Here is a 25,728-nt window from a genome sequence, read left to right as displayed (position 1 = left end):
TATTCTTTAAAATATGATTAAAAAAGGGCAGATGTCAGTCTTTTAAAAGTTTATTTTTTATATTTTTGCTCCAAATTAGAAAACAATGAAAAAAGTATTAGCAATCGCGTTTATCGGAAGTTTATTTGTAGTTAATTGCTCAAAGAAGCCTAATCATGACTTACAAGACAGCAATACAATGATGGAAGAGCCGGAAGCGCCAACAGTGGTTGATTCTACGGCAAAACCTGCTGTTACTCCGGCTGCAACAGCTGCAACACCAACTCCTGAAGCTGCTAAAATAGATTCTACAGCAAAGAAATAATGAAAAAATTATTTTTGACAGGATTAATAGGCTTATTTATTGTTTCCTGTTCTAAAAAAGAAGATCCATCGGTTGTGTCTTCTCATTCTGATGTTTCAAAACCTGCTGCGAGTAATCTTACCGGACAGCAAATCATTGAAACTCTTGACTGTACGGGATGTCATGCAACTAATGAGAGAATGATAGGGCCTTCTTATCAGGAGATTGCGGGGAAATATTCCGAAAAAGATGTTGAGCTGCTGGCTTCGAAAATCATAGAAGGCGGAAGCGGAGTCTGGGGAAATGTGCCGATGTCGCCCCATCCGCAGGTCTCTAAAGAAGATGCCAAAAAAATGGTAGAATATATTCTGAGTCAGAAAAAATAAATATGACTGAAAAATCAAGTCTGCACACAAGAAATCTGCATCGCGATCCTTATGATTTTGAGCAGCTTATTTCTTGTGTGCCGGAATTGAAACAGTATGTTTTTATTAATGCTTATCAGACGGTAACCATTAATTTCAGTCTTCCTAAGGCGGTGAAATTGCTTAATAAAGCTTTGTTGCAGCACTTTTATAAAGTTAAAAATTGGGATATTCCTGACGCTAATCTTTGTCCGCCAATTCCGGGACGGGCAGATTATGTGCATTATATTGCAGATTTATTAGCTGAAGAGCACGGTAAAATTCCTACAGGAATTTCTATTTCAGGATTGGATATCGGAACAGGCGCAAATCTTGTTTATCCTTTAATTGCCCACAAATCTTACGGCTGGAAAATGCTGGGAACAGATATCAATCAGGATTCTTTGGAAAATGCTCAGCAAATTTTAGATCATAATCCGGATTTATCAGATGTAATTCACTTAGAGAAGCAGCCAGATTCAGATCATATTTTCAAAAATATTATTAATCCAAAAGATAGGTTTACATTTTCGATGTGCAATCCTCCTTTTCATGATTCGGAGGAATCTGCATTAAAAGGAAATCTTAGGAAAACAAAAAATATCAATAAATCCAAAGTTCAAAAACCTCTGCTTAACTTTGGCGGGCAACAATCTGAATTATGGTGTGAAGGTGGTGAAATAGCTTTTATCACAAAAATGATTCATGAAAGTGTTTTGTATTCAACACAGGTTCTGTGGTTTACGTGCCTGGTTTCTAAAAAGGACAATTTACATAAATTAACAGCACTTTTAAAGAAAGTCAAAGCAATTGATTTCAAAATCATTGATATGGCTCAAGGTCAGAAAATAAGCAGGATATTGGCCTGGACATTTATTCCTCAACAAAATCGTAAAGATTGGTTCTTATAATTTAGATTTCACTATAATTTAAATTGAATTTTATATCATATTATTAAGGAATATTTTACGCTAAAAATTTGTAAATATTTACTAAATTTGTACGCTTTTAGAAAAATAAGAAATGCAATTATCAGAACAAGAAATCATTAGAAGAGAAAAGCTGAATAAGCTTGTTGAAATGGGGATCAACGCATTCCCGGCGGAGGAATACAAAATTACAGATACTACAGAATCTATAAAACAGGATTTCGCTGAAAGTAAACAGGTGAAGATCGCTGGTAGATTGATGTCCCGCAGAATTCAAGGAAAGGCTTCTTTTGCTGAGTTGCAAGATTCTACAGGTAAAATTCAGGTATATTTTAACAGAGACGAAATCTGTACAGGAGAAGATAAAACGTTATATAATGAAGTGTACAAGCATCTTTTAGACATCGGTGATATCATCGGTATTGAAGGAGATCTGTTTACTACACAGGTTGGAGAAAAAACAGTTTTAGTTAAAAATTTTACACTTCTTACCAAAGCTTTACGACCGCTTCCCCAGGCAAAAACTGACGAAAACGGAGTCGTGCATGACGGTTTTAATGATGCAGAATTAAGATACAGACAACGTTATGTTGATTTAACGGTGAATCCTCATATCAAGGAAATTTTCGTGAAAAGAACAAAACTGTTCAACGCGATGAGAACTTTCTTTAATGATGCAGGATATTTTGAGGTTGAAACGCCAATTTTACAGTCGATTCCCGGGGGTGCGGCTGCAAGACCGTTTATTACCCATCATAATGCTTTAGATATTCCATTATATTTAAGAATTGCGAACGAATTATATCTGAAAAGATTGATCGTTGGTGGTTTTGACGGGGTTTATGAGTTTTCGAAAAATTTCAGAAATGAAGGGATGGACAGAACCCACAATCCGGAATTTACAGCCATGGAAATCTATGTAGCTTACAAAGATTACAACTGGATGATGGATTTCACGGAAAAATTATTAGAATTCTGTGCAACCCAGGTCAACGGAAACGCTGAATCCACATTCGGAGAACATAAAATAAGCTGGAAAGCACCTTATCCAAGAATTTCTATGACCGATGCGATCATGAAATTCACAGGTTTTGATATTACAGGAAAATCTGAGCAGGAATTGTTCGATTTCGCAAAATCTATCGGAATTGAAGTCAATGAAACGATGGGTAAAGGAAAATTAATCGATGAAATTTTCGGTGAAAAATGTGAAGGAAACTTTATTCAGCCGACTTTTATCACAGATTATCCGATCGAAATGTCGCCTTTAACGAAAAAACACAGAAGCAAAGAAGGCCTTACGGAACGTTTTGAATTAATGGTTTGCGGAAAAGAAATCGCCAACGCTTATTCAGAATTAAATGATCCGATTGATCAGAGAGAGCGTTTTGAAGATCAGTTAAAATTATCTGAAAAAGGGGATGATGAAGCTGGGCAATTTATCGATGAAGATTTCTTAAGAGCCCTTGAATACGGGATGCCGCCAACTTCAGGCTTAGGAATCGGAATGGACAGATTGATCATGTTCTTAACGGACAACGCTTCGATTCAGGAAGTTTTATTCTTCCCTCAAATGAGACCGGAAAAAACCGTTCCTCAAATTGAATTGGGAGAAGACGAAAAGGTAATTCTTGAAATCTTAAACTCACAAGAAGAGCCGTTTTCTTTAGCTGAAGTGAAAGAAAGAAGTCAGTTATCCGGTAAAAAATGGGATAAAGCTTCTAAAACTTTAACTAAAAATAATTTAGTGAAAGTTGAGAAGATTGATGAGAATATTTTAATGAAATTAGCTTAAATATTAATCACAACCAATAAATAGAATTCCTGAACAATTTCAGGAATTTTTTTGTTTTTATAAACTATAAATTCATATTTCCCGTTTTAAAGAAAACTTACAATCGATGAAACTTTTTCTTTTTTGCCTGCTTTTTTTGTTTGTCGGAATTCATGCACAAATGATTACATCTGTTTATTTTTTACATAATAGTTTTGATCTTAACGAAAAGTCTAAACATAAATTAGATAGTCTGGCTCAATTAAAAACCAATCTTACTTTCAGGGTTTTCGGGAACTGCGATCCTTCCGGAAGTGATGAATTTAATAAGATTTTATCAGAAAAACGCGCCAACGCTGTGAGTAAATATTTACAGAAAAAAATCGGAAATAATATAAAACTGGAAAGTACAGCCGGTTTGGGTGAAAAAAAACAGATTAATGATAACAACACAGAAGAATTACGCGAAAAAAACAGGAGAGTAGATATATTTATTGAAAGAACGTTGGTTGCGGGAGAAAAGATTTCACAGAAAACCTTACCAAGCTTTTTTACTACAAAAATTTCTGAAATGAAAGTGAAAGATACTTTTTCACTTCCCGATATCAATTTTATCGGAAATCGTCATATCTGGCTTCAGAGCGGCAATGCAAGGCTTAGACAACTTTTTAAAATATTAAATGATAACCCTACATTGGAGGTTGAGCTGCAAGGTCATATCTGCTGTGATTATGAGAATTTTGATGGAGAAGATGTTGATTTAGGAACATTCAATCTTTCATGGACGAGAGCGAATGCCATTAAAGAATTTCTACAAAAACAGGGAATTGATTCTAAGCGGATAAAAGTAATCGGGCTCGGTCATCTTAATCCGGCAATTTATCCTGAAAATACGGAAGCTGATCGCATCAGGAACAGAAGAGTGGAATTGGTTTTACTTAAAAAATAAAATAAAAACCCGTCAAATTTTAACGGGTTTTGTATGGTAAAATATTATTTTCTCTGTCTGCTGAAAGAAAACATCAGGTAAAATAAAAACGGTAAAATAAATAAAGAACCCAACATCAATGCCCAGCCCAACGCTGAAATTGTTTTCGGAGCGGCAACATGTTCGAGTAAAGAAAGGTGCTGTCCGTTAGCAAACAAAATAATATTTGGATTATGCTGATACGTCGCAGCCACTAAAATCATAATAATCTGAAAACCTGCCAAAGCTCGTACAGGAAGTAGTTTGCGATTATTCATTGCTCTTAAAATTAATAGCAGGCAAATCGTTGCAAAAACCGTAGCCATAATTCCCAATGGTTTTGAGAAAACCCACATAACAAGCGGAATATCAGAAATGTAAGCCGTTAAAAACACTAAAATTCCTGTAATGACAACAAAAATCATGGTTTGTTTTGATTTTTTAATCATTAAACCTAATTCTACACGGTCGATGGTTTCTCTTAAAGCAAATATAGAAGCCAGATAAGCACAAATGGAGACGGTAAATAATCCTACAGCCACTCCAAACCAATTCAGCCAGCTGAAAATATATAAATCTAAAAAGTTTGTCGCATCCGTATCGATAGAATGTGAAACCGTCGCAGCAGCGATTAATCCTAAGACAAACGGTGTCAATAAACTTGAAAAATAAAATATCTGCGTATAAACCTGCTGCCAGTCATCTTTTACAGCATCATAATGTCTGAAAGTAAATGCCGTTCCTCTCGCAATGATTCCTACAAGCATTAAAACCAACGGAATATGAAGGTAAGTTGACAGCGTAGTGTAAATTTCAGGAAAACCGACAAAAAGAATTACGATCGCAATAATCAGCCACATATGATTTGCTTCCCAAATGGGCGCAATCGATTCATACATAATGGTTTTCGTTTTAGGACGATTCTTTTTCTTGGTGAAAAGCTCTACAATTCCGGCTCCGAAATCAGCTCCGCCCAAGATCACGTACAAACAAATTGATAGCCAGAGAAAGCCTATTACAACGTAGATCATGATTTCTTGTTTTTATCGTTAAACTGAATATCGGTAGGGTCGTAAAGTTTCGGAACCATCTGTATCTGTCTTCTCAAAAGGAAAATAATAATCAATGATAATGAAACGAAAATCGCCGTAAAAAAGTAGAAAGAATACTGTATTCCCGGCATTGGAGTAACGGCGTCGACCGTTCTCATAATTCCGTAAATGATCCAGGGTTGTCGACCGACTTCTGTTACTGTCCAGCCTGCTTCCAATGCGATATATCCGAAAGGTGTTGCGAATAAAAATGTTTTTAACAGCCAGTTTTTATTCAGCCATTCTTTCCTGAAAAATGTTGCGTATAAATACACAATTCCGATACATATCATGACAACTCCGAAGAAGATCATAATCTGAAAAGCGTAATGTACAACCGAGATTGGAGGCCATTTATCTCTTGGGAAATCCTTCAAGCCTTTTACTTCGGCATTAAAATCATTACTTACCAGAAAGCTCAGTACTTTTGGAATTTTGAGGGCGTATTTTATTTCACCTTTTTTTTCATCAGGAATTCCGCCAATCACAAAAGCTGCTCCTTTTTCTGTTTCAAAGTGGGCTTCCATTGCGGCTAATTTGATGGGTTGTCTTTCCGCAACCGATTTTGCAGCGACATCACCGCTCAAAGGAGCTCCAAAAGCTCCGATCAAAGCAAATCCTGCTGCAATTTTAAAGGCTTTTGTATGAAATTCCACATTTTTTTTTCTCATAATTAAATAAGCATGAACGCCAGCCACCGCAAATCCGGTCGCACAAAAAGCTGCCACTGTCATATGTAAAGCCTGTGGAAACCAGGCGTCATTAAACATTGCTTTAATCGGATCTATATTAATGTACTGTCCGTTCACATAATCAAAACCTGCCGGAGAATTCATCCAGGCGTTGGCGGCAACAACTAAAATTCCTGACGCTAATCCACTTAAACCAACCAGAAACCCGCAAAACCAGTGAAACCATTTATTGAATCTGTCCCAGCCATACAGGAAAAATCCGATGGCAATGGCTTCAATAAAAAAAGCGGTTCCTTCCAGTGAAAAAGGCATTCCAAAAATCGGGCCTGCGTGCTTCATAAAGGCAGGCCAGAGAAGTCCGAGCTCGAAAGAAAGCATCGTTCCGGACACGGCTCCGGTTGCAAAAAGAATAGCAACTCCTTTGCTCCATGCTTTGGTGAGTCCTTTGTACATTTCATTTCCGGTTTTCAGATATTTCCAGTGGGCAAAAGCCATTAAAAAAGGCATCACCATACCTACACAGGAGAAAATAATGTGAAAACCGAGAGACATGGCCATTTGCGCACGGGCGGCAAGAAAATCGTCCATAATATCAAATTTTGAGTAAATAAATTTACGTATAAATTAAAGATGTTTTTACATGATTTAAGACAGTTATAGTTTAAATTATACACTTTAACTTTGATCTTTTTTATTGCGGTTAGCAAGATTTTGTCGGATAACGGTTTTGTTGATTTAATATCAAGAATGGTAAGAGATAATCATAAAATAAAATGAATATTTCTCTGTTTAAATAATTTATTTGCATTATTAAATTAATTAGAGAATTTTATACAGTTATTTAATACAGATCAGTAAAAAACTGATTTTGAAATAAATAAATCCAAACATATTTTAGTCTGCATTTTTATGTTAAAATCATGTTTTTTGACACATTTTAACTTTCATAAGTCGAAAAAAATCACGATATTTGTAAGTCTTTGCATTAGGCAAAAATATCAATTTTTATATGAGTCAAAAACAATATACAGCTAGTAGTATCCAAGCCTTAGAAGGGATGGAACACGTTCGATTAAGACCATCTATGTACATTGGAGATGTAGGAGTTAGAGGTCTCCATCATTTGGTTTATGAAGTAGTAGATAACTCTATTGATGAGGCTTTAGCAGGATACTGTGACACGATTAAAGTAACAATTCATAAAGGTGAAAGTATTTCTGTAAAAGATAACGGAAGAGGTATTCCCGTAGATTTTCACGAAAAAGAACAAAAATCTGCTCTGGAAGTAGTAATGACCAAAATCGGAGCCGGAGGAAAATTTGATAAAGATTCTTACAAGGTTTCCGGTGGTCTTCACGGGGTTGGGGTTTCGTGTGTGAATGCGCTTTCAACGTTATTGGTCGCTACGGTAAGCCTTAACGGTAAATTATATCAACAGAAATATTCAGAAGGGAAAGCATTGGCCGATGTTGCCGAAATAGGAACTACCGACGAAAGAGGGACAGATGTTTTCTTCCAGCCGGATGCTACGATTTTCCAGGAAACGGTTTACAATTACGACACTCTTGCAACGAGATTAAGAGAATTGGCTTTCCTTAATAAAGGAATCACCATCACTCTTATCGATGAGAGAGAGCCTAACGAGGACGGCTCTTTTCCTACAGAAATTTTCCATTCTGAAGGCGGGCTGAGAGAATTCGTAGAATATATCGATGGAAACCGTGAGTCTATCATGGAAAATGTAATTTTCATGGAAGCTGAAAGAGATGATATTCCGGTGGAAGTTGCAATGCGTTATAATACGTCATTTAGTGAAAATCTTCATTCATATGTCAACAATATCAATACCCATGAAGGAGGTACTCACCTGGCAGGTTTCAGACGTGCTTTGACGAGAACTTTGAAAAAATATGCTGATGATTTGGGGATTCCTCAGAAAGAAAAAGTAGAAATTACAGGTGATGACTTCCGTGAAGGATTAACTGCCGTGATTTCTGTAAAAGTGATGGAACCTCAATTTGAAGGTCAGACAAAAACAAAATTAGGAAACTCTGAAGTTTCCGGTGCAGTTGATAAAATCGTAGGGGAGATGCTTTCTAATTTCCTGGAAGAAAATCCTAACGAGGCAAAAATCATCGTTCAGAAAGTGGTTTTAGCAGCAAAAGCAAGACAGGCAGCGAAAAAAGCCCGTGAAATGGTTCAGAGAAAATCTCCAATGGGCGGTTCAGGACTTCCAGGGAAATTATCTGACTGTTCTTCTAAAGACCCGGCAGAATCTGAACTGTTTTTAGTAGAGGGAGATTCCGCAGGCGGAACGGCTAAACAAGGCCGTGACAGACATTTTCAGGCTATTCTTCCGTTAAGAGGTAAAATTTTGAATGTAGAGAAATCTATGCTTCATAAAGTCTACGATAACGAAGAGATCAAGAATATTTATACTGCTCTTGGAGTTTCTGTAGGAACAGAAGAAGATAGTAAAGCATTGAATATGGCGAAGTTGAGATACCACAAAGTTGTGATCATGACCGATGCCGATATTGACGGATCTCACATTTCAACATTGATTCTTACCTTCTTCTTCAGATTTATGAAAGAATTAATTGAAAACGGATATATCTATATTGCCCAACCGCCTTTGTATTTATTGAAAAAAGGAAACAAAAAAGTATATGCTTATAACGAAAAAGAACGTGAAGAATTTACTTTAGATATGTCTCCGGATGGTAAAGGTGTTGAAGTTCAACGTTATAAGGGTCTTGGAGAGATGAATCCTGAACAGCTTTGGGAAACAACACTTAATCCTGAACACCGAATTCTTAAACAGGTTACTATTGATAATGCAGTGGAAGCAGACAGTGTTTTCTCAATGTTGATGGGAGATGAGGTGCCGCCAAGAAGAGAATTTATCGAAAAGAATGCAAAATATGCTAAGATCGATGTATAATTGATTTAGTTTAAATAAAATTGAAAGACTTCAGCAATGAAGTCTTTTTTTTGTAGCAGCTTTGAACAGTGATTAAATTTATGAACTAACAATTTCTTATAAAATATCAATTTCCTTTATAAATAATGTAAATTTCATGTTATTATTCACTTATTATGGATTAATATTTATTTAAATAAATTAATGAAAATTTAAAAATGTAATAATGAATTTTGTGTAATATTATATTTATGTAAATTTTTTATCGTTGTATTGGTATTTTTTATATTTTTACATAGTGATATATAATTTCTTTGAAATAATATTAACGTAAATATAAAATAAGATGAAAAAACAACTTTTATTTTTTTTAATTGCATTAACAGGTCTTTTTTCGACCGTTATTGCTCAAGTGGGGATTAATACAAGCACTCCACATGCTCCTTTACAATTTAAAAATGAAACTGTTAATCGTAAAATAGTATTATACGAGACAGTAAATGATGACAACCAATATTATGGATTTGGTGTAAATCCTGGTGTTTTACGGTATCAGACAGATGTTACGGCCACTGACCATGCTTTTTTTGCAGGTACGGGTGCTACAACTTCTAATGAGCTGATGCGTATAAAAGGTACAGGAAATGTAGGTATTGCAACCAGTGCACCTTTGGCAAAACTAGATATTATAGGAACTACTTTTGGGATAAGGAATTCTGTGACCTCCGGAAGTTGGGATAATTTATGGTTTAATGTAACGCCAAGTATTCCGTCGATTAATGCATCCGGTGCAGAATCAGGACTACAGTTCAATGTAGGATCTAACAGTGTCGGTGCCTATGGAGACAGTCAGACATTAACAACAGTTGCCACGATGCTAGCCACCGGAAATATGGGGGTTGGCACAACAACACCCACTAACAAATTGGATGTAAACGGCACCACAAGAGTAAGAACAATAACTCCTGTTTCCGGTGCAACAGTTGTGACACCCGTATATTCTGATGCAAACGGGGTCTTGGTTAAAGCATCGCCCTCTGCTACTTATGGGGGATTGACTTCAAATACTTCAGGTAATATACTTAGCGGTGCTACCGGTACGGTGATTACGGGGATGGTTGATGGTGGGATATATAAAGCTGTTGTTATAGTAGGTGATGCCTGTGCAGATATTGGAACAGCAGAATTTTATGTAAATAATATTTCTTCCAATAGTTATTTCTCTATTAATGGGTTAGGAGGATTGCTAAGTAGCGGTGGAACTAATAAATCTCCTGCTTTCAATCAAGTCAACAGAAATACCATTACAGTTACTTGGACAGGTAAAGTGGGCTGTGCAGGAGGTGATAATCCAACCTCTTTCAATTATACATTAACGATTCCTTCTGCAGGGACAATTAATGTTACAAATAATGGAAATATTACGAAAGCTTATACGATAGTCCTCACCAGAATTAATTAATTCATTCAAAAAAATCGGATTCTATTTACACAAATGAAAGTCAGGCTGTTTTTGCTCTGGCTTTTTTTTAATCACATTTTATAAATAATAATAAAACGATGCCGCTTAATAGCAGTCTCAATTTATTTAAAACAAAAACCTCATCACTTATATTTGATTTGTTAATAATAATGGTATGAATAAATTATATACATTGTAATTTATTATTGTAGTATTTTTATTTTACTAAATAAAATGTATTCATAATATTATTAATCAATTTATATTATATAATTAATTTTTCTAAATTTTTATCGAATTTTTTTGTGTTTTTTTTACGCTTTAGAATCAAATTTAATTATCTGTATATCAGTTTTTTATATGAAAGTGGTATATAAATAGTATACCCTTTTTTTGGCAGTTGGTTCAATTTTTCTTTCTCTTTGTGACGTAAAATACGATTCTAAAAACACTTTAGCTTAAAACAGAAACATTATTAAAAACGATGAAAAAAATTACGTTTTCAATTGTTGTTACGTTATTATCAGCAACAATAGACGCACAAGTTGGAATAAACACAACTACTCCTCATGCTCCTTTGCAATTTCAAAATGAAACTGTAAATCGTAAAATAGTTATGTACGAAACAGCAAATAATGACCATCAGGTTTATGGTTTCGGAGTAAATCCCGGTGTTTTACGGTATCAGACAGATGCTGCAACTTCAGATCATGCCTTTTTTTCTGCTGCAAGCGCTACTGCTTCTAATGAGCTGATGCGTATAAAAGGGACAGGGAATGTAGGTATTGCAACAAGTGCCCCATTAATAAAGCTTGATATTATAGGCAATTCTTTTGGAATGAGAAGTGGTACAGATTATGGTGGTTGGGACAATATATGGTTTAATATCACAAAAAATACAACTTCTATTAATACATCTGGTGCAGAGCAGGGATTACAGTTTAATGTAGGATCTAATCCTTCAGGTAATTATGGTGATGGTCAGACATTGGCTACTGTGGCTACAATGTTACCAAATGGTAATATGGGTGTCGGGACAACAACACCTCAAAAAACATTACATGTAAATGGTGCTTTACAGATTACGAATGAATTAAATGTAGGAGGAAATGCAACTACTGCAGGAAGAGCAGGAACTGCAGGCCAGGTTCTTACTTCAAACGGCCCGGGAGCAGCTCCCACATGGAATACTGCAGGAGTTATTCCTGTAATACCGAGTGATGTAGGGACGGTAATTGCTATTAACGGGCAACTTCAGATCGCACAGGAAATTGTTACCAGATTGGTCGATAACTGGACTATACCAGTTGCTGTAAGTAGTGAGCTAGCCCCAATTCAACAAATGACTGATGAGATAATTGACAACAAAAATAAATTTACAGGTTCTGCAACTACCAATACTTTTACGGTTGAAAGTGATGGTGTTTATTATGTATCTATGAATTTTTCATTACAGGCAAGTAGTGGTCCTGCTACCGGGAATTTCCGTTTCGGAGTTTATGATGCTGCTACAGGTGCTTGGGTAGGGTATGCCATGGAGACGTTGGCTGATATTAAAACGGGGCAAGTAATAAACTTGTCAAGCAACAGAACACTGTCTTTAGTAGCCGGAAGAACATATACATTCGCTGTCCAGAGAAATCCCGGATCACAGGGAGTTATTGTAATGAGGGGTACTGAGAATACTGCTGCTACGGGTAATGTTGCTTTACCGATTACAGTATTTTCAGTAAAACGTTTAAAATAATTTAATTACATTCTAAATTCAAATAATATTTAAATAAGTGTTTAATATCTTCGGTAATCAGTGTTGCTTTTTTGGCAATGCTGATTATTTTGTTGTTATAATTAAGTTGAAGCTGATCCTTTAAACATGTTACGAATTCTATTTTCATAGGATTAAAAATGAAATTCTTCTTATGCAATAAAATTTAATTTTAACAGTTATTAAGATTTCACTACTTTTGCCTAATTTTAATGACCATGATGAAAATACTTTGTATTGGAGCCCTGACCGTTGCTTCGCTTTATTATGCACAGACTTATCCGGCCTCTGCAATTCCTGAAAATCTTAAGAAAAATGCAAATGCCGTTATCAGAAAGGATCTTACAACTATTCTGATTAATAAAATTGATGATATCAAATATCAATATTACACAGCAACCACCGTTTTAAATAAAGATGGAGATTCTGAAGCATTAATATATATTCCGTACGAAAAAGGAAACAGTATCTCAGATGTAAAGGTAAATATCTATGATGAAGCCGGAAAAAAACTAAAATCCTATTCAAAATCTGATTTTGGGGACTTCGCCAACAATTCCCAAGGTACATTTTATTCTGATAACAGGGTAATGGCCTTATCGTTTACACCTACACAATATCCTTATACAGTTGAATTTTCTTACCAGATTGGAGAGGAAAATACGGTTTTCCTGCCGGATTTTATTCCTTTTAAGTCTACCAATACTTCATTGGAAGAAGCTCAGATAAAAATCATTAATAAATCAGGAATAGAGCTTAAAACCAAGACTTATCCTTCAAAATACAACTATACTTCTGTCATTGAAAGTGATAACGGAACAGAAAAAACATATGCTTATAAAAACGTTCCTGCAATCGATGACGCATTTTTATTGCCACAACCTGTAAAAATTTTACCGAAAGTGAGTTTTGCGTTAACAAAATTTAATCTTGAAGGCAAGCAGGGAAGCATGAATAACTGGGGAGAATTCGGATCCTGGTATTATAACAGTATTTTACAGCCTGTTTCTGTGTCGACTCCTGCTATTAAAGCTGAGGTGGCAGCCCTTAATTTACAGGGGACAACCGAAGAAAAAGTGAAAAAGCTGTATCAGTACATGCAGACAAAAACAAGATACATCTTTGTAGCATTGGGAATTGGTGGCTGGCAGCCGATGTTGCCGGATGAGGTCGATAAAAAAGGCTACGGAGATTGTAAAGGTCTTACCAATTATATGAAAACGTTGCTCGATGAGGCCGGAATCCCTTCTTATTATTCGGTGATAAACTCCAGCGCGTCGCCGATTTCTTTTGATCCGGCTTTTCCAAAAATGGGTGGGAATCACGTTATTTTGATGATTCCGACAGAAAAAGGAAATATCTGGCTGGAAAACACTTCACAACAGGTTGCTTTTAATCATTTAAATTACACCACAACAGACAGAAATGTATTGTCTATCAGGAAAAACGGGATCGAGCTTATTGATACCCCTATTTATTCTGCAGAACAAAATAAAGAAAAGCAGCTTCTTAAAATCAAGCTTAATGAAGACAACAGTATTCTGGGAGAAGGCAATTTTTCTTTTACAGGAATTCAGTATGACAATAATATGGCTTTGACCAATCTTTCACCAAAAGACAGAAATGAGGCCGTAAAAAATCTTCTGGATGTGCTGCATTTTGAAAAAATTGAAATGAAAAATTTTCTTAATGACAGAGACAATGCAATTGCAAAATTTGATCTTGATTTTAAAGCCAATAATTATTCTAAAAACGCTGGAAACAGCATTATTTTCAGAGCTGTTCCTATTTTTTCAGATAATGTTTATAAAAATGAAGAAAACAGAGAGCTTCCTTTTGAACTAAGACAGTCTTTTGAAGATGAATATGAAATCAATTTTACCATTCCTAAAAACTATAAAATAGACGAAATTCCGGAAAATGTTACCCTAAATTCCGAATTTGGCTTATATAAATTAAGTTTTGTAAAAAATGGTGATGAATTGAAAGTAAACAGAACCATCAGAATTAATAAAGGCCTTTATCCAAAGGAAAAATATAATGACTATGTTAATTTCAGAAAAAAAACAATCAACATCGACAATTCAAAAATTTTAATTACTAAAATCTAAGCATGAAAAAACTCTTATTATTCACTTTTTGTATAATAAATTTAACCCTTATTGATGCTCAAAAACATGAATTTCTTGAACCTCCGAAATTTAATGATGCAGATTTATCCAAGAAAAAATCAACATTAGATGAGAATGCGCCGGCTGAAATCCTTTACAGATCCGTACATTTTATGATTGACGCTTCTACTGGAAATCTCCATAAGAACTATTTTTACAGAATTAAAATTTATAATAAAGATAAAGCAGAAGATTGGTTAAATCTTGAAATCCCTTTATATCAGGGCAGTGGCAGCGAACAAGAATTGCTGAATAAGATGAAAGCTTTTACATATAATCTTGAAAACGGAGCTGCAGTTGCGACAAAAGTGGATAAAAGCTCTAAATATAAAAGTAAGGAAAGTAAATATGTGCAGATGACAAAATTTGCCTTTCCAAACGTAAAAGACGGCTCTGTGATAGAATATCAGTATGAAGTTATTTCTCCTTTTTTATTCAGAATTCCCGAGATTTTGATTGAAATGGATACCCCTTCTCTTTATACGGAATATGTTTTGGATAATCCTCTAAATATCTCATATAATATCAATTACACCGGATCATTAGATCCTAAATACAGAATTGCCGAAGAAAAAACATTGTACGGAACGCAATACAGAACGTACAGATTTGCCTATGAAAATCTAAAGGGCTTTAAGACCGAAAAATTTGTAAAAAATGACAGAAATTACAGAACAAAAATAAGTGCCGAGGTACATTCAACCAATTTTAAAGAATTAAAATTATATTCATCATCTTGGGAACAGATCATGAAAAGGCTTTATGAAAATGAAGATTTTGGCGGCGAATTGAAAAAATCAAAGTTGGCAAAGGAAAATATGCCTGCTGGTATTTCGGACTTAAAAGAGGAATCTCAAAAAGCAGATGCGATTTTCAAATATGTGCAAAAAACTTTTACCTGGAACAACGACAGAGGAATTTATACTGAGGATGGAATTAAAAAATTGTTAGAAACAAAAACAGGAAATGGTGCGGAAATCAATCTTTTCTTGGTAATGATGCTTCGTGAGGCCGGTATTAAGGCCGATCCACTTCTGATTTCTACCGTAAGCAACGGTGTAATTAATATTGCTTCTCCAAATGTTTCGAATATGAATTTTGTCATTGCAGCCGTTGATACAAAAGAAGGCTATCACTTATATGATGCTACTTCAAAGCAGTCTTCCGTAGATCAGCTGCCTCCGCAGGACTGGAATCAATTCGGGATTTTACTGTCAAAAGAGAAAGTAAAACAATTGCAAATGACCAACGCAAAACCAAGTTTCACTTATCTTACAGCTAATGCAAAAATCAATGGAGACGGAAGTATTTCCGGAACATATTCTGATAAAGATACCGGTGGTTATGCAATGTTTGCGAAAGAAAACTATGACGATAATGCCGAAAAATATAAAAAGCAGTACAAAGAAAATTTTGCAATAGACTTCACCGGAATAGATTCTAAAGTTCTCGAAAACGGTGATTTTGAGAGTACGATGAATTTTTCTTCAGACAATTTGATTGATAAAATAGGAAAAAAGATGATTATCAACCCGATGTTGTTTTTAAACAAAAATTCTAATGAATTTGACCAGACCGAGGAAAGAAAATACACCATCGACTTTATTTCACCTTATGTAAGAACAAAAAAGATTGTTTTGGAAATTCCAGAAGGATATGCGATCGAAGAAATGCCGAAAAATAAAAAGATTGTAACGGATGACAAAGAAATTGAGTACAGCTATGTTGCCGAGCAAAAAGGAAATAAAATAGAAATTGTATCCACAACAAAGGTTGCAAGTGCAGATTATCCTAAAGATTATTATCCTGCTTTTAAACAAATTTGGGGTGTTGCTTCAAAACAGGAAAATCAGGTGATCAGCTTGATTAAAAAGTAATCAGCTAAAGATCAAGATTTTGTTGTTAATTAATTGCTTAATTAATTAAAGTTTCAGAATTATTACAAAACCATTCATCTTTTGAATGGTTTTTGCATTTATACAGGAAATCAAAATTATGAAAAATACGGTTGCTGTTTTTGCACTTTCCTCTTTCTTCGTTTTTACGGCCTGTAAAAAGCCTGAAACTACCAATAAATCTATGAAAACTGAAACTTTAACAGTTCAAAAATTTGTCGTTGATTCTGTTACTGTCGATGATTCTATAAAATTAGGAGATTCATTAAGCCTGGGTTTTAGCTCAAAATTGCTTGTTTTCCCTACTTTGAAAGATAAAAAACTGTTAGACAGCATTTATTTTAACCACAAAGGAATTAAAGATTTTTCAAAACAGGGATTAAAAACATTTTTAGAAAAAGACAGAAACGATTATTTTGCATCTGTAAAAAATGATAGTAAAGATTGGTTATCTACCATTAATTTCGCTCAAAAATGGTATACAAGCTCAGATATTAATCTAAAATCAAATTATAATGATTATATGCATATCGAATATCTGGGAAGTTCTTATGAAGGCGGAGCTCATGACAATTACGGATTTTCAGAAAGGGTTTTTGATTTAAAGAATAATAAAAAAGTAGAGTTAAAAGATATTACTTCAATTCCAAAAAAGAAAATTGAACAGCTTTTAATGAAAAATATCAATAAAATGAACAGCGGAACGACAGATGAAAACGGAACGGTCAATAATTCCGAAATGCTTTTAGTTGATGTAATTCCAGCAACGGAAAATTTTTATTTTGATGAGAAAAACCTGTATTTTCATTACAGTCCGTATGAAATTGCCGCTTTTGCAGCTGGTGATATCGTAATTCCTGTTTCATGGGAAGATTTAAAAGGTACATTGAATCCTCAATTTAAAGAAAGAATGAAAATTAAATAAATATTCTAAAAACATAATTTTGTAATTTAATTTTAATTGATGATTAGATTATATGTAATTAATTTTTGAATAGGCTTTAAATTGCTTTAAATTAATAAATTAACCATTCTTTTGAATAATGAGAATGAAGTTTTACGGAATGTATTTTGCTTGAAAAATAAAAACATTCAAATGAAAAACTATATTAGAATAATTTCAATTTGTTCTTTATTTTTAATTTTTAGCTGTAAAAAATCAGAAAACAAAAAACTTTCTAACAAAGAAAATTTTACAATTGATTCAATCGGCATTCATGAATCCGTAAAAGTTTTTGATTCGGTAACGATGAAATATTCTTCGAAATTGTTGATTTTTCCAACCTTAAAAGATAAAAAATTACTTGACAGTATTTATTTTGATAAAAAAGGAATGACAGATTTTTCTAAAAGTCAAATGATTAATTTTCTCAAAAAAGAAAAAGAAGAATATTACGATTTCGTGAAAAAAGAAAAGAAAAACGCGGATATTTATTATGCTCAGACTTGGGAAAATTATTCTGATATGAGGATAAAGTCTTTAAAAAATGATTATTTACAAATTCAGTATTACAAAAAAACAATTGATGGAGGTGCTCACGGACGCTACAATTATTTTGAAAGGGCTTTTGATATAAAAGATAATAAAAAACTACAGCTGAAAGATATTACTTTAATATCTAAAGAAAAATTATCGGAAATTCTGAAGAAAAATTTTGATAACAATAAAAAAGGATTAAAATTTTCTGATCTTACAATTCAGTCTATTTCTCCGAACAAAAATTTTTATTTTGACGAAAAAAACCTCTATTTCCATTATAATCTTGATGTTTTTATGCCTGGATATCCTATGGGTGACATCGTTGTCCCGGCTTCATGGCAAGATTTAAAAGGCACTCTGAATCCTGAATTTAAAGAAAGAATGAAAATTAATTAACAATAATGCTTCCAGATCAGAAGCATTTTCTATTTTTGCGATAATGGAAAAAGTAGCTTTTATCATCAATCCTTTTTCAGCGAAAAAGAATTATCAGCCGTTTCTTAACGAACTTAAAACTAAAGTTGACAATCCTTTATATTATGTCTCAGAATCTATTCCGGGAACGGATGATTTTATACAAAAACATTTTAATGAAGTAGATATTTTTGTGGCAATTGGCGGAGACGGAACAATTTCAACCGTTGCAAAGAATTTAATTAATACAGTGAAAATTTTGGCGATTTTTCCGGCAGGCTCGGGAAATGGTTTTTCTAATGAAACACAGTTCAGCAAAAATTTAGATGAATTATTAGAGAAGATAAAAGCAAAAAAATCCAGGAAAATTGACACTTTTACAGTCAATGACAAGCTTTCCATCAATGTTTCGGGCACAGGTTTTGACGGAAAAGTGGTAAAAGAATTTGAAAAAACCACGCGCGGATTCAAAAATTATATCAAAGTTTCACTAAAAACATTTTTTAGCTATAAACCCATTAAGCTTAAATTTTTTACTGAAGAGTATAAGCAGTACAATGGTAAATATTTAATGGTGAACATCGCAAACACCCGTCAATTCGGGAATAATGCTTACATCGCCCCGCAAGCCAGTAAAAGTGACGGTTTGGTGGATATGGTTTTAGTTAAAAAATTTCCGTTGACCTACTCACCGCTTTTTGCATTCAGGATGTTTACAAAAAAGCTGAAAGACGACGATTACATCACTTATCTTCCTGTTTCAGAAATCGAATTTAAAGTTAATACTAAAAACTGGCATCTTGACGGAGAATTCAATAAAATAAAATCCCCGATTCATGTCAAAGTTCAACCTTCAAGTTTGAATATTTTGATTTAGTCATTGCGAAGAACGTAGTCGGAAATGATGACGCAATCTAGCGGATAATTTGTCATTCCGTAGGAATCCAGACTAAGTTTTTAATAGTATTATTGAGATTCCTACGGAATGACAAAATGAGTGTTTAATTTTAGAAAAACAAGGAGAATTTTTTTTTTAATGCAAAAATCAAACTTCCAGTTTCTTTTCAACTTCATTAGGATGATTCAAACAAAAATGCAGTTGTTCTTTATCTAATTGTTTTTCCCAGTTAGCTACAACCACAGTGGCTACAGAATTTCCGATAACATTGGTCAAAGCGCGACATTCACTCATAAATTTATCAATTCCCAAGATTAAAGTCATTCCCGCAATTGGAATTTCAGGAACGACCGCCAAAGTCGCCGCCAACGTCACGAATCCTGCTCCCGTAACTCCTGCAGCACCTTTTGAGCTCAACATCGCAACCAAAAGAAGCATCAGCTGTTTTTCAAGCGGAAGATGAATATTCAAAGCCTGAGCGATAAATAAAGAAGCCAGCGTCATATAAATGTTGGTCCCGTCAAGATTGAAAGAATATCCCGTCGGAACCACAAGACCTACAATTGCTTTTGAGCAGCCGGCTTTCTCCATTTTCTCCATAATTCCGGGGAGTGCAGATTCTGATGAGCTGGTTCCTAAAACAAGAAGCAGCTCTTCTTTAAGATAATACATCAGTTTAAAAATGCTGAAACCATTGTACCAGGCCACCGCTCCCAAAACTAAAACAACGAATAGGATAGAGGTGATATAAAAAGTCCCGACCAGAAATATCAGATTTAAAACAGAATGGAGCCCGTATTTTCCGATGGTAAAAGCCATGGCCCCAAAAGCCCCGATTGGAGCCAGCTTCATGAGCATATGCACAATCTTGAAAATTGGAGTTGAAAGATCCTGAAGGAAGTCAGTTACTTTCTGGCTTTTTTCTTTCGTTAAAACCAAGGCAACTCCCATCAGAATAGCAACTAAAAGCACCTGTAAAATATTTTCTCCAACCAACGGACTAAATAGTGTTTCAGGAATAATATTCATCATAAAACCCGTTAATGTCGATTCATGAGCTTTGTGCTGGTATTGTGAAACATCTCCGGAAAGTGTTGCCGGATCGATATTCAAGCCATGTCCGGGCTGTAAAATATTTCCGACAATTAAACCTATAATTAATGCTAAAGTTGAAAAGGTAAAGAAATAAATCATTGCTTTAACAGCAATTCTGCCCACTTTTTTAAGATCGGTCATATGTGCAATTCCCAAAGTCAGTGTAATGAAAATGACCGGAGCAATGATCATTTTTACCAATTTGATAAAACCATCACCCAAAGGCTTCATTTTTTCTCCGAGTTCAGGATAGAATCTGCCTAAAAGAATTCCCGCAATAATTGCTATAATAACCTGAAAATAAAGCTGCTGATAGATTTTTTTTGCTTTCAAAAGAAAAGTTTTTGATTTTTAAAGCACGAAAAATAAGAAAATTATCCTGATAATATGATATTTGTCATGAAAAGTTTCGGCGGGGCTGAAAGCCCCGCCGAAATTAATCGATATAATTAATTTAAGATTTTTATTTAAAAGGCTTCGACTCCGCTCAGCCTGACATCGCTAAAAATTGAATGCATAATTTAGCAGATAGCATTAGAGATGTCATCCTGAGCGGAGTCGAGGATCTAAACTAAGTAATGTTTAAAAATCACTCCACCGCCACAGAATCATCGCCACGGCCATCCGCAACTGCATGAATATTCCCGTTATCATCAATTAAAATCATTTCCGTTCTTCCGATCTGGTCCCATTTTTCGGTTCTATAACCTAGTTTTTCCAGATCTTTAATGGTAGTTTCCGGGAAATTCTTTTCAAAAGCTACCGCTTCCGGAAGCCATTGATGATGGAACTTTGGAGAATTAATTGAAATATTAGTATTCAGTTTAAAATCAATAACATCTACAATCGACTGATAAACAGAAGTAGGAATAGTCGTTCCTCCCGGAGTTCCCACGACCATATATGGTTTTCCGTTTTTTAGAACAATTGTCGGAGTCATTGAAGAAAGCATTCTTTTATTGGGTTGGATGGAATTTGCTTCTCCACCAACGGCTCCAAACATATTCGGAACGCCGGGCTTTACGGAAAAATCGTCCATTTCGTTATTTAAGAAAAATCCAGCTCCGGAAACGACAACTTTACTTCCATATAGGCCGTTTAGTGTCGTTGTAACTGCCGCTGCGTTGCCTTCTTTGTCAATGACCGAAATATGGGTTGTTTCAGTTGATTCTTTGGGCTGTTTAATGATTTTTCCGACTTCAGAACTTAATGTAGCTTTGGTAAAACTGAAACTTTTCCATCTGTTTTTCAAATAATCATCAGAAATTAAATAGGAAGTTTTATCATCTATAAACGCTGGATCGCCCATATACTCGGCTCTGTCGGCGTACGCTCTTCTTTCAGCTTCCACCATAATCTGAACTGCTTTTGTTGAGTTTTGCTGATATTTTTCTAAATTTTCATAAGCAGCCATTTTCAACATCTGAGCTAAAAGAATTCCGCCGCTTGAGGGTAAAGGCATGGAAACCACATTATTTCCTTTGTAATCAAATTCCAGGGCTTTTCTTTCGGCAACTTTGTAGTTTTTAAGATCTTCCAAGGTGATAATTCCGTTTCCTTTTTTCATTTCTGAAACTAAAGATTCGGCCGTTTTACCTTCATAAAAACCTTTTAAGCCTTGTTTTTGAATTAATTTTAAAGTTTCTGCCAATTCTTTCTGAACTAAAATATCTCCCGATTTCCACGGAACATTTTTCACAAAAACGATGTAAGATTGATTATGCTTCTGAAAATATTCTTTATTTGAATTTAATAAATTGGCTTCCTGTTCGGTAATGGCAAATCCTTTTTCAGCCAAATCGATCGCAGGTTGAATTAACTGATCCATAGAAAGCTTGCAATATTTTAACGTCGCAAAAAATCCGGCAACACTCCCCGGAACTCCCACCGCCAGTCTTCCGTTTTGAGATAAATCTGTGTTTGCTTTGCCTTTTTTGTCGAGATACATATCTCTGGAAGCTCTTTTGGGAGCTATTTCACGATAATCCAGTGTAAATTTTTCACCGTTATTTTTTACTCCAACCAAAAATCCGCCACCGCCAATATTTCCGGCTTGAGGATAAACAACGGCGAGCGCGTATTGAGTAGCGACAATAGCATCATATGTATTTCCACCCATTTTAAGGACTTTTGCACCGGCTTCACTCGCAAGAGGATGCGCAGAAACGACAACTCCCTTGTTTTTTACCTTGACTTCTTTTACGATGTTAAAATCCGTGTATTGTGCTGAAAGAGAATGTGAAGATAGAATAACCGAAATAAGAATTTTTTTCATTTGTAAATTTTATAACCGAATTTACAAATTTGTTTTAAAATAGGATTTAAAATATTTATTTTTGCTTTCGATCAATTTAATAAAAAGAAAAATGGAATCCTATACGGAAAGAATACTTATTACAGGAGCTTTGGGGCAGATTGGCACCGAACTTACGAACAGACTTGTTGAGATTCACGGTGCAGATAATGTTGTGGCTTCAGGGCTTGACAGATGGCAAAAGGGCATCACTGCTGCAGGGCACTACGAAAGAATGGACGTTACCAACACGCAATTGGTGAGACAGGTAATCAAAGACTACGATATTACGACTGTTTATCATTTGGCGTCATTATTGTCGGGAACTTCAGAAAAGCAGCCGATTTTTGCTTGGAAGCTGAATCTTGAACCGCTTCTTCAGTTTTGTGAAATGGCAAAAGAAGGTCTTCTTAAAAAGATTTTCTGGCCAAGTTCAATCGCTGTTTTCGGGAAAGGAATTCCAAAAGAAAATGTAGGACAGGATGTGGTTTTAAACCCGACAACGGTGTACGGAATTTCAAAAATGGCAGGTGAAAAATGGTGTGAATATTATTTTGACAAGCATGGAGTAGATGTAAGAAGTATCAGATATCCGGGATTGATCTCATGGAAAACTCCGGCGGGCGGCGGAACTACAGATTATGCTGTTGAGATTTTTTATGAAGCAATCGAAGAAGGAAAATATACAAGTTTCATTTCTGAAAATACAGGAATGCCGATGTTATATATGGATGATGCGATCAACGCAACATTGAAATTAATGGATGCTCCGAAAGAAAGTGTAACGGTTCGTTCGTCTTACAATTTAGGCGGAATGTCTTTTACTCCAAAAGAATTGGCGGAAGAAATTAAGAAAGAAATTCCAGAATTTGAGATTGATTATAAACCGGATTTCAGACAGGCAATTGCAGATTCGTGGCCGGCTTCAATTGATGATTCTGTAGCGAAAAAAGATTGGGGATTGTCGTACGATTTCGGAATTTCTGAGATGTCAAAAGACATGATTAAAAATCTTAAAGTAAAATTAGGAAAAAATTAATTAGTTAAAGTTTAACTTTAATTGAAATTAATTTTAACAACTGATTTTTAATTATTTATAAAATTTATATAAAGTTTAGTTTAAATGATATTATTAACTTTCAATCTGCTGAATATTGAAGCTGATGCTAAAAATGGTGTCGAAATTTCTGATGAGGAAAGATTGAAAATTACTGAAAATAATACAAAAGCTATTCTTAGAATTTTAGATATTCACGATACGAAAGCAAGTTTTTTTGTGGAGATTTCAATCGCTCAAAAGCTTCAGAATTTAATAAAAGCAATTTCATCTAAAGGACATGAAATTGCTTTTTACAACAAAAATTCCAGCCTTCAGGAAATTGAAGAGATAAAGAAATTCACCCAAGATCTTTTGGAAAAACAGATCCGTGGAATTCGTCAGAAAGATGTTAAGCTGGCTCAGAAAGATTTAAAATTATTGGAATTTAATTATGTTTCCAATATTGATAATGCGAATATTCTTTTTCCTTTTAAACGTCTAAAAAGAGACACGGAAATTAACGAAGAAGATGGATTAAGCATTATTCCGGAAAGCATTTCTCCTTACAGTCAGTTACCGTACAATGATTTTGTGTTTCAGATTCTGCCGATGAAATATTATCAGAATATGGTTTTTGAAACGCTGAAAAATGATGAGTTTGTTTTGATTTATTTAAACTCATGGCAATTTACCGATTTTAAAAAATATCAGTTTGATATTCCCTTTTACAGAAGCTTATTTTTGGGCAGAAAAATGGAGGACAAACTCGATGCCCTCCTTGCCTGGATCAACGAGAAGGAGATGGCTACTTCCCGTATGAAGGATTATATTTTTTAGAGTTTCCAGCTTCGGCATACGGGATACGAGATACGGGTTCGATTTTTTGATCACGAATCTTGTATTTCGAAACTCTAACTCAATTCAAAAAGCGTAATTTCCGGTAAAACACCAACTCTTCCGGGATACCCCAACACCCCAAAACCTCTGTTTACATACAGCATTTTATCTTCGCTTTCATACAAATCAGCCCATTTTGGGTAACGGTATTGAACGGGCGACCATTTGATGTTTTTTAAATCTAAACCAAACTGCATCCCATGTGTATGTCCTGAAAGTGTTAAATGAACATCTGTCGGATGTTTTTTAACCACATAATCAAAATGAGTAGGGTCATGGCTCATTAATATTTTTGTAGCATCTTTTGGAACGTCTTTCAAAGCGTCATCAAGCCTTCCGAATTGTGGAAAAGGCTTTAATCCCCAGTTTTCAACGCCTAAAATGTATAATTTTTCACCGTTTTTCTCAATAACCCGGTTTTCATTTCGAAGCATATCAAATCCGGCTTGTTTTTCGTAATCGATCAATGTATCGAGATTTTTCTTTTTTTCGTCTGGAGAATTCCATGTTACGTAATCGCCATAATCGTGGTTTCCGAGGACCGCAAGTTTACCGTCTTTACTTTTAATTTTAGAAAATAAAGGAATAAACGGCTTAAATTCATCCGCAACATTATTCACCATATCTCCGGTGAATAAAATTAAATCGGCATTTTGTTCGTTGATAAGCTCAATTGCATGTTCCAGCTTACTGGGATCAGAAAAGCTTCCACTGTGAACATCAGAAATCTGAATGATTTTATAACCTTTAAAGCTTTTCGGAAGATTGGCAAATTTTACCTTTACCTTTCTTACTTTGTGTCGGTATTTCCCAAATGTAATTCCGTCGATAAAAAGGGCAGAAAGCACACCTCCGAGACCCAGTCCTAACAAGCTTAAAAATTTTCTTCTTTCCGGGAAAAAATTTTCTGTAGGACGTGCAAAACCGATTAAATAACTTCCGGTTCTGAAAATATCATCAATTAATAAAAATAAAACGATGAAAATTTTAGGCAAAATAAATACGACAAATAATGAGATCATGATCTGTGCTTTCACCGTACTTCTGTCTGATCTTTGATAATGAGTGATTTCGTAGGCGAAAATCCCATAAACGGTTAAAGAAAGGATCCAATAACCGGTTCTTATCCAAAAATTATCTGTTAACGTTCTTATTGCCTGATAGATATAGATTTCTAAAAGAAGAAAGATCGCAGCAATGATTAAAAAATTTCTTTGCATAATTAAGTTTAAAAAAAGCACAAAGAATAGTTTTCC

At 34.7% G+C, this 25,728-nt stretch carries 20 protein-coding genes; 15 read left to right on the top strand and 5 right to left on the bottom strand.

All coding sequences use genetic code 11. The features are described 5' to 3' along the window. Nucleotides 1-85 precede the first annotated feature (85 nt). From BLT04_RS01115 to BLT04_RS01095, 5 genes are all read left to right on the top strand, one after another. Nucleotides 86-304, top strand: a complete 219-nt coding sequence (locus BLT04_RS01115; protein WP_089752847.1) for a hypothetical protein — start codon at nt 86-88, stop codon at nt 302-304. Then, nucleotides 304-669, top strand: a complete 366-nt coding sequence (locus tag BLT04_RS01110) for a c-type cytochrome (protein WP_089752844.1) — start codon at nt 304-306, stop codon at nt 667-669. The genes BLT04_RS01115 and BLT04_RS01110 overlap by 1 nt, the downstream gene beginning before the upstream one ends. Before the next feature lie 2 nt (nt 670-671). Beyond that, on the top strand, nt 672-1,598 hold the full coding sequence (gene rlmF / locus BLT04_RS01105; protein WP_089752842.1) for a 23S rRNA (adenine(1618)-N(6))-methyltransferase RlmF: 927 nt from the start codon (nt 672-674) through the stop codon (nt 1,596-1,598). 112 nt (nt 1,599-1,710) lie between these two features. Then, the gene (gene lysS / locus BLT04_RS01100; protein WP_089752840.1) at nt 1,711-3,411 is read left to right on the top strand and encodes a lysine--tRNA ligase; all 1,701 of its coding nucleotides are present in this window, start codon (nt 1,711-1,713) and stop codon (nt 3,409-3,411) included. A 106-nt stretch (nt 3,412-3,517) separates the two neighbouring features. Next, the gene (locus BLT04_RS01095; RefSeq protein WP_089752839.1) at nt 3,518-4,339 is read left to right on the top strand and encodes an OmpA family protein; all 822 of its coding nucleotides are present in this window, start codon (nt 3,518-3,520) and stop codon (nt 4,337-4,339) included. Nucleotides 4,340-4,383: 44 nt separating this feature from the next. Here BLT04_RS01095 and BLT04_RS01090 read toward each other — a convergent pair whose 3' ends face one another. Together BLT04_RS01090 and BLT04_RS01085 are read right to left on the bottom strand one after the other, a co-directional pair. Continuing rightward, entirely contained in the window at nt 4,384-5,388 is a 1,005-nt protein-coding gene (locus tag BLT04_RS01090; protein WP_089752837.1) for a cytochrome d ubiquinol oxidase subunit II, read from the bottom strand. Continuing rightward, on the bottom strand, nt 5,385-6,728 hold the full coding sequence (locus BLT04_RS01085) for a cytochrome ubiquinol oxidase subunit I (protein ID WP_089752835.1): 1,344 nt from the start codon (nt 6,726-6,728) through the stop codon (nt 5,385-5,387). Before BLT04_RS01085 ends, BLT04_RS01090 begins: the two co-directional genes overlap by 4 nt. A gap of 421 nt (nt 6,729-7,149) precedes the next feature. Here BLT04_RS01085 and gyrB point away from each other — a divergent pair, with 421 nt between their 5' ends. The 8 genes from gyrB to BLT04_RS01045 all read left to right on the top strand — a co-directional run bounded on the left by gyrB (nt 7,150) and on the right by BLT04_RS01045 (nt 19,127). Further along, entirely contained in the window at nt 7,150-9,084 is a 1,935-nt protein-coding gene (gyrB, locus tag BLT04_RS01080) for a DNA topoisomerase (ATP-hydrolyzing) subunit B (RefSeq protein ID WP_089752833.1), read from the top strand. Nucleotides 9,085-9,409: 325 nt separating this feature from the next. Next, nucleotides 9,410-10,525, top strand: a complete 1,116-nt coding sequence (locus BLT04_RS01075) for a hypothetical protein (protein ID WP_089752832.1) — start codon at nt 9,410-9,412, stop codon at nt 10,523-10,525. A gap of 484 nt (nt 10,526-11,009) precedes the next feature. Next, nucleotides 11,010-12,272, top strand: coding sequence for a hypothetical protein (locus BLT04_RS01070; RefSeq protein WP_089752830.1), 1,263 nt, complete (start codon nt 11,010-11,012; stop codon nt 12,270-12,272). Between the two features lie 236 nt (nt 12,273-12,508). Then, entirely contained in the window at nt 12,509-14,401 is a 1,893-nt protein-coding gene (locus tag BLT04_RS01065; protein ID WP_089752828.1) for a DUF3857 domain-containing protein, read from the top strand. A 2-nt stretch (nt 14,402-14,403) separates the two neighbouring features. Next, nucleotides 14,404-16,338 carry a transglutaminase domain-containing protein gene (locus tag BLT04_RS01060; RefSeq protein WP_089752826.1) on the top strand — a complete coding sequence of 645 codons (1,935 nt, stop codon included), beginning with the start codon at nt 14,404-14,406 and terminating at the stop codon, nt 16,336-16,338. A 118-nt stretch (nt 16,339-16,456) separates the two neighbouring features. Next, entirely contained in the window at nt 16,457-17,281 is an 825-nt protein-coding gene (locus BLT04_RS01055) for an RsiV family protein (RefSeq protein ID WP_089754160.1), read from the top strand. 171 nt (nt 17,282-17,452) lie between these two features. Beyond that, nucleotides 17,453-18,232 carry a DUF3298 domain-containing protein gene (locus BLT04_RS01050; RefSeq protein ID WP_089752824.1) on the top strand — a complete coding sequence of 260 codons (780 nt, stop codon included), beginning with the start codon at nt 17,453-17,455 and terminating at the stop codon, nt 18,230-18,232. Nucleotides 18,233-18,275: 43 nt separating this feature from the next. Then, entirely contained in the window at nt 18,276-19,127 is an 852-nt protein-coding gene (locus tag BLT04_RS01045) for a diacylglycerol/lipid kinase family protein (RefSeq protein WP_089752821.1), read from the top strand. Nucleotides 19,128-19,295: 168 nt separating this feature from the next. Here the strand turns inward: BLT04_RS01045 and BLT04_RS01040 are convergent, their stop codons facing one another. Both BLT04_RS01040 and ggt read right to left on the bottom strand, forming a co-directional pair. Next, nucleotides 19,296-20,576: a dicarboxylate/amino acid:cation symporter gene (locus BLT04_RS01040; protein WP_089752819.1), complete on the bottom strand. Its 1,281-nt coding sequence runs from the start codon at nt 20,574-20,576 to the stop codon at nt 19,296-19,298. Between the two features lie 256 nt (nt 20,577-20,832). Next, nucleotides 20,833-22,518 (bottom strand): gamma-glutamyltransferase, encoded by a 1,686-nt coding sequence (ggt, locus tag BLT04_RS01035; protein ID WP_089752817.1) that lies wholly within the window; start codon nt 22,516-22,518, stop codon nt 20,833-20,835. A gap of 91 nt (nt 22,519-22,609) precedes the next feature. Here ggt and BLT04_RS01030 point away from each other — a divergent pair, with 91 nt between their 5' ends. Further along, on the top strand, nt 22,610-23,575 hold the full coding sequence (locus tag BLT04_RS01030) for an NAD-dependent epimerase/dehydratase family protein (RefSeq protein WP_089752815.1): 966 nt from the start codon (nt 22,610-22,612) through the stop codon (nt 23,573-23,575). A gap of 84 nt (nt 23,576-23,659) precedes the next feature. Continuing rightward, nucleotides 23,660-24,412, top strand: coding sequence for a polysaccharide deacetylase family protein (locus BLT04_RS01025; RefSeq protein ID WP_089752813.1), 753 nt, complete (start codon nt 23,660-23,662; stop codon nt 24,410-24,412). A gap of 74 nt (nt 24,413-24,486) precedes the next feature. Here BLT04_RS01025 and BLT04_RS01020 read toward each other — a convergent pair whose 3' ends face one another. Continuing rightward, a complete protein-coding gene (locus tag BLT04_RS01020) occupies nt 24,487-25,692 on the bottom strand; it encodes a metallophosphoesterase (RefSeq protein WP_089752811.1) in 1,206 nt (401 codons plus the stop codon). Between the last annotated feature and the right edge of the window lie 36 nt (nt 25,693-25,728).

It is taken from the genome of Chryseobacterium soldanellicola, from assembly GCF_900100115.1.
Classification (GTDB): domain Bacteria; phylum Bacteroidota; class Bacteroidia; order Flavobacteriales; family Weeksellaceae; genus Chryseobacterium; species Chryseobacterium soldanellicola.
The sequence above is the reverse complement of the archived record's forward strand: the minus strand, read 5'-3'. Positions and strand labels throughout refer to the sequence as shown.

Coding starts and splice junctions, on each gene's coding strand:
- BLT04_RS01115 (WP_089752847.1), top strand. CDS start 86: ATGAAAAAAGTATTAGCAATCGCGTTTATCGGAAGTTTATTTGTAGTT.
- BLT04_RS01110 (WP_089752844.1), top strand. CDS start 304: ATGAAAAAATTATTTTTGACAGGATTAATAGGCTTATTTATTGTTTCC.
- rlmF (WP_089752842.1), top strand. CDS start 672: ATGACTGAAAAATCAAGTCTGCACACAAGAAATCTGCATCGCGATCCT.
- lysS (WP_089752840.1), top strand. CDS start 1,711: ATGCAATTATCAGAACAAGAAATCATTAGAAGAGAAAAGCTGAATAAG.
- BLT04_RS01095 (WP_089752839.1), top strand. CDS start 3,518: ATGAAACTTTTTCTTTTTTGCCTGCTTTTTTTGTTTGTCGGAATTCAT.
- BLT04_RS01090 (WP_089752837.1), bottom strand. CDS start 5,388: ATGATCTACGTTGTAATAGGCTTTCTCTGGCTATCAATTTGTTTGTAC.
- BLT04_RS01085 (WP_089752835.1), bottom strand. CDS start 6,728: ATGGACGATTTTCTTGCCGCCCGTGCGCAAATGGCCATGTCTCTCGGT.
- gyrB (WP_089752833.1), top strand. CDS start 7,150: ATGAGTCAAAAACAATATACAGCTAGTAGTATCCAAGCCTTAGAAGGG.
- BLT04_RS01075 (WP_089752832.1), top strand. CDS start 9,410: ATGAAAAAACAACTTTTATTTTTTTTAATTGCATTAACAGGTCTTTTT.
- BLT04_RS01070 (WP_089752830.1), top strand. CDS start 11,010: ATGAAAAAAATTACGTTTTCAATTGTTGTTACGTTATTATCAGCAACA.
- BLT04_RS01065 (WP_089752828.1), top strand. CDS start 12,509: ATGATGAAAATACTTTGTATTGGAGCCCTGACCGTTGCTTCGCTTTAT.
- BLT04_RS01060 (WP_089752826.1), top strand. CDS start 14,404: ATGAAAAAACTCTTATTATTCACTTTTTGTATAATAAATTTAACCCTT.
- BLT04_RS01055 (WP_089754160.1), top strand. CDS start 16,457: ATGAAAAATACGGTTGCTGTTTTTGCACTTTCCTCTTTCTTCGTTTTT.
- BLT04_RS01050 (WP_089752824.1), top strand. CDS start 17,453: ATGAAAAACTATATTAGAATAATTTCAATTTGTTCTTTATTTTTAATT.
- BLT04_RS01045 (WP_089752821.1), top strand. CDS start 18,276: ATGGAAAAAGTAGCTTTTATCATCAATCCTTTTTCAGCGAAAAAGAAT.
- ggt (WP_089752817.1), bottom strand. CDS start 22,518: ATGAAAAAAATTCTTATTTCGGTTATTCTATCTTCACATTCTCTTTCA.
- BLT04_RS01030 (WP_089752815.1), top strand. CDS start 22,610: ATGGAATCCTATACGGAAAGAATACTTATTACAGGAGCTTTGGGGCAG.
- BLT04_RS01025 (WP_089752813.1), top strand. CDS start 23,660: ATGATATTATTAACTTTCAATCTGCTGAATATTGAAGCTGATGCTAAA.
- BLT04_RS01020 (WP_089752811.1), bottom strand. CDS start 25,692: ATGCAAAGAAATTTTTTAATCATTGCTGCGATCTTTCTTCTTTTAGAA.